Annotated in this window: 2 protein-coding genes; both read right to left on the bottom strand. The window is 41.9% G+C overall.

The window, feature by feature from the left end:
- A partial coding sequence (locus OXT66_RS09610) for an ArdC-like ssDNA-binding domain-containing protein (protein WP_268597056.1) occupies positions 1-554 on the bottom strand: 554 nt, incomplete at its 3' end.
- Between the two features lie 3 nt (positions 555-557).
- Positions 558-769 (bottom strand): hypothetical protein (locus tag OXT66_RS09605; protein ID WP_268597055.1); only part of this gene is annotated, 212 nt, incomplete at its 5' end.

The raw sequence follows: 769 nt of genomic DNA, 5'->3' as shown, positions 1-769 counted from the left end.
TCATTAGTGCTGGGTTGAAAATACCCCTTAGCCCCATTTAGCGACGCTAAAGGCACTTCGCTGACTTTAAGGTCGGTTTGTTGGTTTAAATAATCTTTGAACGCGTTATATAAGCTTGTCACATTCTGATGATCGGCTAAATTTTCTTTGACAAAGTCTTTAGCACTTAACACTGGTTCACCGCTAGTTTGTGCCACATCAAAGACGGGTAGATAGCGATAACCGACAATGGCGCGCTCATCGGTGGTATCAAGATGCTTCTGCTCAGCAGGTGTTAATTTCTTAATAATAGGTGCCGCAATTCGAATGGATTTAGCACCCTTATTGACGGTGCGGTTAAAAGCCGTCTGCCATTGCTTAAAGCCCGCGACTTGAGTGGCTTGCGGATTTTGCGCATAAATCAAATCAATGTTTCTGGCGCTATAATGATGAAATTTAGCCAGAGTATTAAGATACTGTTTAAATCGGTCACTATCAGTTAATTTTAGGATTTGCTGTTCGGCTTGGGCGACTAATTGTGCTTTCCAGGCTTTAACGTCTGCTTTACTCGGCATTGTCTACCCCTCCTCATCTTCAAAAATATCATTCAATATAGGGGCTACGTTGATTTGAATCGGGGTCGTGCCATAAAGGGCGATGTAGCCATCAGCTAATTTTTGCCAAGCTACTTGATAATAAGCGCCGTTACCAGTGATTTCTTTTAAATACTTGTAGGTTCCTTTAGCTTGCAAAACCGGTAATTCACTCCCAATGACTGTTAATTCGTTAT

Source organism: Lentilactobacillus senioris (assembly GCF_026798195.1).
Classification (GTDB): Bacteria; Bacillota; Bacilli; order Lactobacillales; family Lactobacillaceae; genus Lentilactobacillus; species Lentilactobacillus senioris_A.
This window is presented reverse-complemented; position numbering and strand designations above follow the sequence as displayed.